Raw genomic sequence first — 11,902 nt, 5'->3', positions numbered from 1 at the left:
ACTAGCGCCCGTTGAACATGCGGTGAATCATGTAGCCAATTCCCGCCGCAGCCACCAGCATTAATACTGTTTCAAATGGGTGTGCTTGCGCGGTGGCCAAAATATGATGCGGCGTCTCAGCATGTGGTTCACCAGTGATGTGTGCAAACGCGGGAAATGGCAATGCCAACGCAGCGATAAGTAATTTTTTCATAGTCCTGTCTCCTTGACTGAATGTATTAAATCTAAAATCAATGATGATGGTGATGACCGGATGGGTGGCCGCCATAAGCGCCCGCTTCTGGCTCAAAAGGGGCCATTTCGATCACCACACGGCCTCCGAGTAATCCCACCATTTCGTCTAAAACGTGGTCATGCTGATAACGTACCCACCAATCACCCACTTGCAACGGTACATGGCGGTTACCCAAGTGGTAAGCGAGCCGAGCCAATAACACGCCATCATCAGCGTGTACGGTTGATACTTTTTCCTCTGCCGCGATAACACGAACTTGGTGGCCGCAGGTTGATACCAACACATCACCACCGCGAAGCGTTTGCCCACGGGGAAGAAACAACCCAGCCTCACTGCCGTTGTCCAACGTGACGCGGATACGGCTTTTTATTCTTGAATCAATGCCCAGGTGAATGGTCGCCAATTCGGTGATATCACTTTCCCTGACATCCGATGCTTTGATGATTTCTGTAAATTCGATCATTTTTCACCTCAGAACAGGAAGTAACGTTGCGCCATCGGCAACACATCAGCAGGCTGGCAAACCAGTAATTGGCCATCAGCACGAACCTCATAGGTTTGAGGATCCACTTCGATCGTTGGCTGCCAGTCGTTCAGTTTCATGTCTTTTTTGCGGATGTTTCTGCAGTTCTTCACCGCCACTGCACCACTCTTCAGATCCAGCATTTCTGGTACACCGTTATCAATTGACATCTGAGACATAAACAACAGCGAGCTCTGCGCTGGGCCAGCACCAAAAGAACCAAACATCGGGCGGTAATGCACAGGCTGAGGCGTTGGAATGGAGCCGTTAGGATCGCCCATTGGCGCGGTAGCAATTAAGCCGCCTTTGATCACCAGCGAAGGTTTCACACCAAAGAAAGCTGGCTTCCAAAGTACCAGGTCCGCCAACTTGCCCTTTTCAATCGAGCCGACTTCATGGGCGACGCCATGAGTAATCGCCGGGTTGATGGTGTATTTCGCCACATAGCGTTTAATGCGCGCGTTATCGCTATAGCTGCTGTCGCCTTCCAACGCACCAAACTGCACTTTCATCTTGTGCGCGGTTTGCCAGGTACGAAGGATGACTTCACCGACTCGTCCCATGGCTTGCGAGTCTGACGAAATCATCGAAAACGCGCCCATGTCGTGAAGCATGTCTTCCGCCGCAATGGTTTCGCGGCGAATACGGGATTCCGCGAACGCGATGTCTTCGGCGATTGAAGGTGAAAGGTGGTGACACACCATCAACATGTCGAGGTGTTCATCCACCGTATTGACCGTATAAGGACGTGTTGGGTTGGTTGAAGACGGCAAAACGTTCGCAAGGCCTGCCGCTTTGATGATGTCCGGCGCGTGACCACCGCCCGCCCCTTCGGTGTGATAGGTATGTATGACGCGATCGCCAATGGCATTCAGCGTCGATTCCACAAAGCCACACTCGTTGAGTGTATCGGTATGGATCGCAACCTGAGTATCGGTCACTTCAGCCACGCTCAAACAGCAATCAATCGCTGCTGGCGTTGAGCCCCAGTCTTCGTGCAGTTTCAAACCACAAGCGCCTGCGGCAATTTGCTCGTCCAGCGCGTCCGGTAAGCTCGCGTTACCTTTACCCAGCAAACCGAAGTTCATCGGGAACGCATCCAACGATTCGAGCATGCGGTGAATGTTCCAAGGTCCGGGAGTACAGGTTGTCGCATTGGTGCCTGTCGCTGGGCCAGTACCGCCACCAATCATAGTAGTCACGCCAGAGGTCAGTGCTTCATCGATTTGCTGCGGGCAGATAAAGTGGATATGAGAATCGATGCCGCCCGCTGTCAGGATTTGACCTTCACCCGCCACCACTTCAGTACCTGGGCCTATGATGATATCGACATTGTCCTGAATATCTGGGTTGCCGGCTTTACCAATACCTGCAATGCGACCGCCTTTTACAGCGACATCCGCTTTTACGATGCCCCAGTAATCGAGCACGACAACATTGGTGATCACCATGTCCGGTGTTTCGCTGCTCGGGCGCTGGCTTTGTCCCATACCATCGCGAATAGTTTTACCGCCGCCGAATTTCACCTCGTCGCCGTAAACCGTGAAGTCTTTTTCCACTTCCAGCCAGAGTTCGGTGTCCGCCAAGCGCACACAGTCTCCAGTGGTTGGGCCGAACATTTCTGCATAGGCGCTTCGGGATATTTTCTTACTCATCTCAATCATCCTTATCGCTGTTTGATGCACCATCTATCGGACCCATGCAGCGCCCTTGAAAGCCATACACTTCGCGGGAACCCGCGTAAGCCACAAGCTCTACCGAGCGGCTTTGACCGGGTTCGAAACGCACCGCCGTACCTGAAGGAATGTTGAGACGAAATCCTTTTGTCATGTTGCGTTCAAAAACCAGCGCATCATTTACTTCGAAGAAATGATAGTGAGAGCCGACCTGAACTGGCCTGTCACCTGTGTTTGCTACATCAACGGTAACCGTTGGGCGACCTACATTGAGCTCGATTTCCCCGTCTGCTGCGCGAATTTCACCCGGCGTAAAGGAACCTGTTTTTAGTTTCATTTTGGCCTCCTAAACAATCGGATCGTGAACGGTGACGAGCTTGGTGCCATCAGGGAAAGTGGCTTCCACCTGGACGTCGTGGATCATCTCTGGCACCCCTTCCATCACGTCATTGACGGTCAGGATAGTGCGGCCGTAATCCATCAACTCCGCCACGGTTCGACCGTCTCGCGCACCTTCCATAATGGCGGCGCTGATCAACGCGACAGATTCGGGATAGTTCAACTTCAAGCCACGTTCTTTGCGTCGTTCGGCAAGTAAAGCAGCGGTAAACAGCAGCAGCTTGTCCTTTTCTCTCGGGGTTAACTCCATGTGTTGACTCCTCGCAGTTTTTGCGGTCAATACACCGCTATAAATCAGTTACGCCAGAACACCGCTATCCATCAGGTACGCCAGATCCTCGGCACATCAGGAGTTGCGCCGGTCCAGTGTTTTCGAATTTTTAGCCAGCATTCCGTCAGAATGTGGAACAGGGTTTCTGTGTTTGATGCCAATGCCCGCACAGCCACCAATCCGTCGATATAGGTGATGCCGAGTTCCAGCTCACTCGGTTTGTCCTGTTCAGCCCACCAGCTTTTAAGCAACTCAGACAAAGCCTCTGCGTCGCCATACACGAACATCGCACCGACAACGGGATAGCCACGAAGCGCCGCAGCAGAGTGTTGTAGGGTGGCTGGATTGACGCGTAGGCGCTCGCAGAGAACGAGCTTCTCGTCGATGGAAATCGTGGTCATTCCATCAATCACGCCTTTATCGAAGGCTTGGTTGGAAACGGGCTGTCCCAGGGTCCAAATTTCCCAGCCTGCAAAGCGCGCATGAGAGGAAATTTGAATATCCGTGCGGGTGACAAGATGGGCATTCGGAAACGCAATGTTTTCCAAGGGCAACCACTCAAGACGGCTGTCTTCACCCACTTTCAGCGATTGGTTTAACGTCGCAACGCGACCGTCTGAGCGATAAAAACGGGTTGCGCCGGGGGTGGTAATCAATGCTTCTGCGCCGTCTTTGGCCTCGACAAACACATTCAGGCTATCGCCACCCACCACACCACCCGGAGGGTGCAACAAATGGCTGTGGCATACGCCACCTTCAGGATACAAAGCACGCTGCACCGCCAAAGGGCCACGGTGCAGGCAATCACGCAATACCGTTCGGGTGCCGTTGTGCTGATACCCAAGGCGAAGCTCCGCTTCCCATCGGCCGTGAGACTGGGTGTTCAGGGCATTGCTTTCATAAACATCAGAGAGCATTTGTGCCATACAATCACTCCTACACCGTCAGATACTGTCGGATCAGGTCGTCAGAAAGCTCGTCCATTTCACCGCTTGCCACACTTCTTCCGCGATCAAGCAAACAGAATCTGTCGCCGACTTTTCGTGCGAAAGGCAGCTTCTGCTCAACAAGAATGACAGTGAGACCCATCTCCTGATTGAGTTTGCAGATGATGTCGCCAATTTCCTGCACGATGTTTGGCTGAATCCCTTCTGTTGGCTCATCCAACAGCAACAGTTTGGGGTCGATCACCAAAGCGCGGGCAATTGCCAACTGCTGTTGCTGACCACCTGATAGATCCCCGCCAAAGCGACGCTTCATTTCCGCCAGAACAGGGAACAACTCATAGATGTAATCCGGGATTTTCCTGTCGTTCTTCGGGCGAATTGGCAGGCCAATTTCCAGATTTTCCTCAACGGTTAATCGTGGGAAGATCTGACGCCCCTGCGGCACGTAGCCCACACCGGCTCGTGGTCTGTCTTCCGCACGGCGCGGGGCAAGGTCATTGCCTTCCATCAGGATTTGACCAGTATCGACTTTCAACAGCCCCATGATGCTTTGCAGCAAGGTGGTTTTTCCGACGCCATTGCGTCCCATCACCACGGTGCATTGTCCTTTTGGCGCTTCAATAGAAAGATCCCAGAGTGTCTGACTCTCTCCGTAACGCTGATTTAATCCATTTACTGTCAGCATTAAGCTCTCTCCTATTGGCCCAAGTACACTTCGCGAACACGCTGGTCGTCCTGAATCGATTTCATCGACCCTTCTGCCAGCACATGCCCTTGGTGAAGCACAGTCACTGTCGACGCAATGCTGCGAACAAAATCCATGTCGTGCTCAACGACCATGATCGAATGCTCGCCAGCCAGCGAAAGCAGCAATTCTGCGGTACGATCCATCTCCTGATGCGTCATGCCCGCCACAGGCTCATCCACCAGCAAAAGCTTGGGTTTCTGCATCAGCAGCATGCCGATTTCAAGCCACTGTTTCTGGCCATGGGAAAGCTTGCCCGCCAACATTCTGGACTGCGTGTCTAAGCCTATTAGCTCCAGCACTCTTTCTATGTCGCATTTCTGCTCACCGGATAAAACAGCCCGGAACAGGTGCAATGTCGATTTCTCACCCGCCATGGCGAGCTCAAGGTTTTCCCAAACTGATAACGCTTCAAATACGGTAGGTTTCTGGAATTTTCGGCCAATGCCCGCATTGGCAATTTCCGCTTCATCCATCTTGAGCAGGTTCAATTGCTGACCAAGCCAGACATCGCCCACATCCGGTCTCGTCTTACCCGTGATGATGTCCATCATGGTGGTTTTACCCGCACCATTTGGCCCGATAATGCAACGAAGCTCGCCTTCTTTGATGTACAGGTTCAAATCGTTAATCGCTTTGAACCCATCGAAAGATACCGACACCCCTTCGACGTAAAGCAACATGCCGTTTTTCACGTCGACTTTTGGGTTGTATTGAGGCTTCAGGAAGCTGAATACCTGATCACGTCGGGTGATTTCATTCAGCAGCTCCGCCGTAGGATTAATTTCAGGCAGTTGTTCTTTTTGGTGGTTCATGCCTTCGACCACCAAGGTTCTCGACATCATGCGTTTGCCTCCTTGCGAAACAGTCCACTTACGCCTTTTGGTAGATACAAGGTGGCGAGCACAAACAACGCACCCAACGCAAACAGCCAGACTTCAGGAAATTCAACCGTGAACCAGCTTTTCGCATAGTTCACCAACACGGCACCAATGACAGCACCGTAAAGGGTTGCACGACCACCCAGTGCCACCCAGACCACAATTTCAATCGAGTTCAGCGGAGCAAATTCTCCCGGGTTAATGATGCCCACCTGAGGGACATACAGCGCCCCTGCCACACCTGCGATGGCAGCAGACAACACGAATAACCAGAGCTTGCTGTTTTCGACACGATACCCAACAAATCGGGCGCGGGATTCCGCATCGCGAATCGCGATCGTCAATGCACCTAATCGGCTGACAACCACCGCACGACACAACAAGTAAGCCAGCAACAACGCCATCACAGTCGCCGTAAATAGCCCAATTCGGGTGGCATCGCTTTGAAGGCTGAAACCGAGAATGTCTTTGAAATCCGTCAGGCCATTATTGCCGCCAAATCCCATTTCATTGCGGAAGAATGCCAGCATCAAAGCGAACGTCATCGCCTGCGTCATGATGGAGAGATAAACGCCGGACACACGGGAGCGAAATGCCAGCCAGCCGAACACAAAGGCCAACAAACCCGGCACAGCGACCGCCATCAAACAGGCGAACCAGAATTGGTCGAAGCCAAACCAGAACCACGGCAATTCCTGCCAGTTCAGGAACACCATAAAGTCCGGCAGTTCTGGATTACCGTAAACACCGCGATCACCAATCTGGCGCATCAGGTACATGCCCATGGCATATCCGCCGAGTGCGAAGAACGCGCCGTGACCCAGACTCAAAATACCAAGATAGCCCCACACCAAATCCACTGACAGCGCGAGAATGGCGAAGCAGAGATATTTGCCAAGCAGAGAAACGGTATAGGTTTCCAGATGAAAAACGCTACCTGCCGGTACCACCAGATTCAGGATAGGCACCAGAAAACCGATGCTCAGCAGCACCACAATCATCATGACCGTTGAGCGGTCGAAAAGAGATTTAGTGACCATTTAGTTGTCCTCCGCCATGCGTCCACGTTGCGGGAACAAACCTTTAGGACGTTTCTGAATAAAGAGGATGATGAACACCAGCACGAGGATCTTCGCCAATACAGCGCCCGCCCAAGGTTCCAAGACTTTGTTGAACACGCCGAGGCTCAAGCCTGCAGCCAGCGTTCCCCATAGGTTTCCAACACCGCCGAAGACCACCACCATAAAAGAGTCAATGATGTAAGCCTGACCCATGTTCGGTCCCACATTGGTGAGCTGCGATAGCGCAACGCCCGCCACACCGGCGATGCCCGAGCCCAAGCCAAAGGTCGCCATGTCGACCCATTCTGAGCGCACACCCATCGCGCGGGCCATTGCGCGGTTTTGCGACACAGCGCGAACCTGCAGGCCCAGCGGCGTGCGTTTCAAAATAAACAGGAGTGCAAAGAAGACCATCAGGCAGAACACCATGATGTACATGCGGCTGGCTGTCAGCTCTAGCATCGGCGTCACTTCAATCATGCCGCTCATAAAATCAGGCGTACTGACGGAACGGTTAAGCGGTGAGAAGATGCTACGGACTGCTTGTTGCAGAATGAGGCTGATACCAAAGGTCGCCAACAAGGTTTCCAATGGTCGACCGTAAAGATGTCGAATCACCGAGCGTTCAATCGCCATGCCCACCAAACCGGAAACCACAAAGGCGCAAGGAATAGAAAGCAGCAACGCCATGCCGGTTTGCGCCGGGAAAAGTTGTTGTAGCACATAAGTGGTATACGCGCCGATCATGATCAGCTCACCATGTGCCATGTTAATCACGCCCATTACACCAAATGTGATGGCAAGGCCGATTCCCGCGAGCACTAGTACCGACCCAAGACTTAAACCGAAGTACAAGGTCTGGGCGGCATTCACTACGCGCTGGCTCTGTTCGTATTCAGCAATCGCTTTATCAAGCGCTGTGATGGTTTCAACATCATCACTCTGCACTTTCGCTCTTGCTGCCTGCAGCGCATCAAAGGCTTCGGGCAAACCAACGCTAGACAGGAAAGTTATGGCTTCCATGGTCTGCTTTGCTTCCATGGTCTGCGTTGCTTCGCTGCCTTCTGTCACTGCGTACACAGAAATTGCCGTGGAGAGATACTTTTTAGTGACAGTGTCACTCTCAGCGTCGCGTATCGAAATGATAGTAGGAAGTAAGGAGGCATCAAGCTCTCCAATCATCCGCCTAGCCGCGGTTTGTCGGGTTTCTGCATCAGCGCTGGACAGTGCAGCTGTCGCCATGGCGGTCTTAATCTGACTGCGGATATTGTTATTGATGGTCACCGCACGGTACTGGCGTTTCTTTTCTACCGTCACAGTGTCGCCAGAGAGGATATTGGTCAGCTCGCTGCCTTTCGCCAATGGCGGCTCAGCAAGATACCAAACAGATTTGGCTTTCTTGTCGTAAACCACCTGCTTATTCAGCAAGCCTTCAAGAAGTTGAATTTTAGATACTGTTGCTTGTTCTGATAACTCAGCTGACGCGATAAAAGCAATCGCGGCTTCTTTGTCACCAAACGATTTACCCGCAAGTGCGCTTGCGGCTTGCGACATCTCCGAAATGTCGGCGTTCGCCTGTGCTGTTATCAGCACGCTACTCATAAGAACGAGTAAGCGGCACAACCACAGCAGGCGATTCATTGTTGCTGTCAAACGATGCATGAATCGATCCTTCGAAAAAATCCTGCCAATGCGGTTCATATGTGCAAGGAGACGGCACCGCAAAGGCAGGTAAACTGGAAGCAACCTTCCGGGCGGGACTCTCTATGGACTCCCTACCCTAGTAGATAGAATCAGAACTTATTCAGCGACACCTGAGCACTGGCCCGTGGTGACATTGAAGCTGCCGCAAGACATTGGCTTCAGCCAGCTTGCAAACAGGTCTTTGGAGCCAGTCAGGTAATCAGACCACGCATCACCCGCAACAACGTCTGGGGTTTCCCACACGGTCACGAACTGACCGTCGTCCTGAATTTCACCAATCAACACAGGCTTAGTGATGTGGTGGTTAGGCATCATGGTCGCAAAACCGCCAGTCAGGTTTGGTACAGTCACACCAATGATCGATTCCTGAACGGCTTCAGAATCCGTGGTGCCTGCTTTCTCAACCGCTTTCGCCCACATGTTGAAACCCAGGTAAGTGGCTTCCATTGGATCGTTAGTCACACGCTTGTCGTCTTTGATGTAGGCATGCCACTTCTCAACGAACTCGTCGTTGGTGTCAGTTTCCACGCTCATGAAGTAGTTCCATGCCGCGAGGTGACCCACCAGCGCAGAAGTGTCCATACCAGACAGTTCTTCTTCACCGACTGAGAACGCGACGACAGGAATGTCTTCCGCTTCTACGCCCTGAGCAGCAAGCTCTTTGTAGAAAGGCACGTTGGCGTCACCGTTGATGGTAGAAACCACTGCGGTTTTCTTACCGGCAGCACCGAATTTCTTGATGTCAGCAACGATTGACTGCCAATCAGAGTGACCAAATGGGGTGTAATTGATCATGATGTCTTCTTTGGCGACACCACTGTCAATCAAATAGGCTTCGAGGATTTTGTTAGTCGTACGTGGGTAGACATAGTCAGTACCTGCCAATACCCAGCGCTCAACGCCAAGGTCTTTTTTCAGGTAATCAACAGCAGGAATTGCCTGCTGGTTAGGCGCAGCGCCAGTGTAGAACACGTTTTTCGAGGACTCTTCACCCTCGTACTGAACAGGATAGAACAGCAGGCTGTTAAGTTCTTCGAATACAGGTAAGACAGATTTACGTGAAACGGATGTCCAGCAGCCGAACACAACATCTACTTCTTCTTTCTCAATCAGTTCGCGTGCTTTTTCTGCAAACAGCGGCCAGTTTGAAGCTGGGTCAACCACAACGGCTTCCAGCTTCTTGCCGAGCAAGCCGCCTTTCTTGTTTTGCTCGTCCACCATCATCAACACGGTGTCTTTCAACGTCGTTTCACTGATCGCCATCGTTCCAGATAGCGAGTGCAAGACACCCACTTTGATGGTGTCTTCTTCAGCGACAACCTGAAATGAGATGCCAGCACCAGCGATAACCGCAGCACTTACCCAATTTAATGCAAACTTCTTCCCATTCATTGCAAAAGCTCCTTTTGAGTATCTGGGATACCCTTGAGCAAGAGCCTTGCCATAAACGAGATATTGCTCGCAAATAAATCACAACCCAATGAAATAAAACAGGTTTTATACAGAGCATCAAACGTTATAGACACGAACACAAAATTCAAGATGCTTAAGAATGGTGCATAGAAACCTGCCCAACGCACTATATTAGTCACTCCTTAGCTAGGAATGACACGACGCACTTATATGGAGCATCGTTCTGTATTTTTTAGTACAGGCAGGAGAGATCAATCCGGACGAACTATGCTTACGTACTAGCAAACATGTTCTTTGTGGAAGGGCGTGTATCATGAAAACGTTCACTTATCTTGGGTTGGCTCTGACTGGGCTGTGGTTCAGCACAAACACGCTCGCCTACCCGATGTACGGTCTGATTGAACCCCACCGAACACTTATCTATTTTTCAAAAGGTTTCGATGAAAACGTCGCCTCTTTTGAGCGTCAGTTGCTGGTTCATCGCTGCCAGATTGATGACAGAGACCTCCATACGCTCATTTTAGACATGAACGATCTGTCCGACTCCCGAGGCCTATTCTCTTCGCAGGAAATCATCAAACTGATGAACAAATATCGCGTGCGGAACAACGAGCATACCGCAGTATTGATCGGTAAGGATGGCACCGAAAAAGCCCGTTGGCGTCAGGGTTTTGATATCAACGAAATGGTGCAGGTTATTGATGAGATGCCAATGCGGAAGGCAGAAATCAGGGAACGAGGTTTGAGGTGTAGCATTTAGCTGTCGCTGTTTTCTCTATAAAGGGGCATTGCGCCCCTTTCTTACTTTTTAGCGAAGATCAGTCTTCGCACAACAAATCTGTCTTGGCTGCACAGATAAAATCATTTTTGTGCAAACCTTTAATTTTGTGGGTCCACCAGGTAACCGAACAGCTACCCCACTCCAGAAGAATGGCCGGATGATGTCCTTCCGCTTCTGCAAGCTCAGCCACTTTATCTGCAAATTCCCACGCCAATTTGAAGTTGCGGAACTTATAAACGCGTTGCAATTGGTTGATGCCATCGACCTCCAGCAGTTGCCACTCAGGAAGCGTGGACATCAAGCTTGCCGCTTCATCACCGTCCACTCTTGGCGCATCTGCACGGCAGGCTTCACATTGCAGTTCTGACAATTGTTCCATTTCATTCTCCCTATTGTGCGATTTTCTGAGGGTAAAGTGGCGCATGCAGACCAAGGGCTTTTGCCCTGTTCACACACGCAAGCAAGTCGAGTTTCTCGAGTTCGTACAGCTCGTCGAGCGTACTTAAATAAAAGTAGATCGGTTGCAGAATGTCGATGCGATAAGGCGTTCTCATTACGTCGATCACATCCAGCTTCTTCCGAACCGGTTCATCGCTATTAAAGGCATACTCGGTTTCCGCTGGCGAAGATAAGATTCCACCGCCGTAAATTGATAGCCCCTCATCGTTTTGAACCAGCCCAAACTCAACCGTAAACCAGTACAACCTTGCAAGATATACGCGATCTGCCTTCGATGCGTTCACTCCCAGCTTGCCATAATGTTGAGTAAATGAAGCAAACGCTGGATGCGTCAACATGGCGCAATGACCGAAAATTTCGTGGAAGAAGTCAGGCTCTTGTAGATAGTCAAAGTCCTGCTGAGTGCGAAGAAAGGTCGCGACAGGAAACCGTTTTGATGCAAGCAGCGCGAAGAAATGGTCGAAATCAATCAAAGCTGGCACAGGCTCCAGCTGCCAACCCGTTGTTTCTGCCAGAACACGGTTGATGGAAGATATCTGTGGCGCACAATTTGTGGGCAAATCCAGCAATGCCAGCCCATCAAAATACTCGCGACACGCCTTGCCCTTGATGCAGTCTAACTGTCTGGCGACAAGCTGCGTCCAGACCTCATGTTCGTCATCCGTCCAAGCGATCTGACCTTTAGAATCCAACGGCTTAGATTCGTATTGATGCTGTTTCATCGCCACGCCTCCCTGTTTCGTCTCTACAAAAAACGATAGCGGTTCAACAGAGAGAGGAAAACACCCGGGCGGGTTTTACAGAACA

At 51.3% G+C, this 11,902-nt stretch carries 14 protein-coding genes; 1 reads left to right on the top strand and 13 read right to left on the bottom strand.

All coding sequences use genetic code 11. The features are described 5' to 3' along the window. Position 1: 1 nt before the first annotated feature. The 11 genes from QL223_RS03050 to urtA all read right to left on the bottom strand — a co-directional run bounded on the left by QL223_RS03050 (position 2) and on the right by urtA (position 9,834). Positions 2 to 193 carry a hypothetical protein gene (locus QL223_RS03050; RefSeq protein WP_046305348.1) on the bottom strand — a complete coding sequence of 64 codons (192 nt, stop codon included), beginning with the start codon at positions 191 to 193 and terminating at the stop codon, positions 2 to 4. Between the two features lie 37 nt (positions 194 to 230). Beyond that, positions 231 to 698 (bottom strand): urease accessory protein UreE, encoded by a 468-nt coding sequence (ureE, locus tag QL223_RS03045; RefSeq protein ID WP_281543862.1) that lies wholly within the window; start codon positions 696 to 698, stop codon positions 231 to 233. Between the two features lie 8 nt (positions 699 to 706). Next, complete coding sequence (gene ureC / locus QL223_RS03040) at positions 707 to 2,413, bottom strand: urease subunit alpha (RefSeq protein WP_062664477.1); 1,707 nt, start codon at positions 2,411 to 2,413, stop codon at positions 707 to 709. Between the two features lies 1 nt (position 2,414). Next, positions 2,415 to 2,771, bottom strand: a complete 357-nt coding sequence (locus QL223_RS03035) for an urease subunit beta (RefSeq protein WP_281543861.1) — start codon at positions 2,769 to 2,771, stop codon at positions 2,415 to 2,417. Between the two features lie 9 nt (positions 2,772 to 2,780). Next, entirely contained in the window at positions 2,781 to 3,083 is a 303-nt protein-coding gene (ureA, locus tag QL223_RS03030) for an urease subunit gamma (protein WP_002536054.1), read from the bottom strand. A 71-nt stretch (positions 3,084 to 3,154) separates the two neighbouring features. Next, positions 3,155 to 4,030, bottom strand: coding sequence for an urease accessory protein UreD (locus tag QL223_RS03025; RefSeq protein ID WP_281543860.1), 876 nt, complete (start codon positions 4,028 to 4,030; stop codon positions 3,155 to 3,157). Positions 4,031 to 4,040: 10 nt separating this feature from the next. Continuing rightward, complete coding sequence (gene urtE / locus QL223_RS03020; RefSeq protein WP_002536057.1) at positions 4,041 to 4,736, bottom strand: urea ABC transporter ATP-binding subunit UrtE; 696 nt, start codon at positions 4,734 to 4,736, stop codon at positions 4,041 to 4,043. An 11-nt stretch (positions 4,737 to 4,747) separates the two neighbouring features. Next, positions 4,748 to 5,641 (bottom strand): urea ABC transporter ATP-binding protein UrtD, encoded by an 894-nt coding sequence (urtD, locus tag QL223_RS03015; RefSeq protein WP_281543859.1) that lies wholly within the window; start codon positions 5,639 to 5,641, stop codon positions 4,748 to 4,750. Next, positions 5,638 to 6,717 (bottom strand): urea ABC transporter permease subunit UrtC, encoded by a 1,080-nt coding sequence (gene urtC / locus QL223_RS03010; RefSeq protein WP_281543858.1) that lies wholly within the window; start codon positions 6,715 to 6,717, stop codon positions 5,638 to 5,640. The genes urtD and urtC overlap by 4 nt, the downstream gene beginning before the upstream one ends. Beyond that, the gene (urtB, locus tag QL223_RS03005; protein WP_281543995.1) at positions 6,718 to 8,379 is read right to left on the bottom strand and encodes an urea ABC transporter permease subunit UrtB; all 1,662 of its coding nucleotides are present in this window, start codon (positions 8,377 to 8,379) and stop codon (positions 6,718 to 6,720) included. Positions 8,380 to 8,538: 159 nt separating this feature from the next. Then, positions 8,539 to 9,834, bottom strand: a complete 1,296-nt coding sequence (urtA, locus tag QL223_RS03000; RefSeq protein ID WP_002536063.1) for an urea ABC transporter substrate-binding protein — start codon at positions 9,832 to 9,834, stop codon at positions 8,539 to 8,541. Between the two features lie 334 nt (positions 9,835 to 10,168). On the opposite strand from urtA, the gene QL223_RS02995 reads away from it, so the two are divergent. Beyond that, the gene (locus tag QL223_RS02995) at positions 10,169 to 10,615 is read left to right on the top strand and encodes a DUF4174 domain-containing protein (RefSeq protein WP_002536067.1); all 447 of its coding nucleotides are present in this window, start codon (positions 10,169 to 10,171) and stop codon (positions 10,613 to 10,615) included. A 58-nt stretch (positions 10,616 to 10,673) separates the two neighbouring features. Here QL223_RS02995 and QL223_RS02990 read toward each other — a convergent pair whose 3' ends face one another. Together QL223_RS02990 and phhA are read right to left on the bottom strand one after the other, a co-directional pair. Next, on the bottom strand, positions 10,674 to 11,015 hold the full coding sequence (locus tag QL223_RS02990) for a 4a-hydroxytetrahydrobiopterin dehydratase (RefSeq protein WP_002536068.1): 342 nt from the start codon (positions 11,013 to 11,015) through the stop codon (positions 10,674 to 10,676). A gap of 10 nt (positions 11,016 to 11,025) precedes the next feature. Further along, a complete protein-coding gene (phhA, locus tag QL223_RS02985; RefSeq protein WP_046305326.1) occupies positions 11,026 to 11,817 on the bottom strand; it encodes a phenylalanine 4-monooxygenase in 792 nt (263 codons plus the stop codon). Positions 11,818 to 11,902 lie beyond the last annotated feature (85 nt).

Source organism: Grimontia sp. SpTr1 (assembly GCF_947387585.1).
Lineage (GTDB): Bacteria > Pseudomonadota > Gammaproteobacteria > Enterobacterales > Vibrionaceae > Enterovibrio > Enterovibrio indicus.
This window is presented reverse-complemented; position numbering and strand designations above follow the sequence as displayed.